Origin of the sequence: Bradyrhizobium uaiense (assembly GCF_010811875.1) — a bacterium.
GTDB classification, from domain to species: domain Bacteria; phylum Pseudomonadota; class Alphaproteobacteria; order Rhizobiales; family Xanthobacteraceae; genus Bradyrhizobium; species Bradyrhizobium uaiense.
This window is the reverse complement of the sequence record NZ_VKHP01000834.1, coordinates 1-246: the sequence shown is the minus strand read 5'-3', so window position 1 is coordinate 246 and position 246 is coordinate 1. Positions and strand designations below refer to the sequence as shown.

The 246-nt window shown below is 62.6% G+C and carries 1 protein-coding gene; it reads left to right on the top strand.

The window, feature by feature from the left end; genetic code table 11:
• Positions 1–11 precede the first annotated feature (11 nt).
• Positions 12–246: transposase (locus FNJ47_RS47685; protein ID WP_163163696.1), on the top strand; the 235-nt coding region annotated here is incomplete at its 3' end.

Here is a 246-nt window from a genome sequence, read left to right as displayed (position 1 = left end):
GGGAGGCAGTCTTGGGTGTGATGGATCGTTTGGTGTTGAGCGACGCAGGCTGGGAGCGGATGGCGCCGCTGATCATCGGCCGGCCTGACCAGAAGGGCTCGACTGGACGCGACAACCGGATGTTCGTTGAAGGAGTGCTGTGGATCGTGCGTACGGGGTCTCCCTGGCGCGATCTCCCGGAGGTCTTCGGCGATTGGAACAGCGTGTTCCGGCGCTTCAGCCGATGGAGCATCAAGGGTGTTTGGT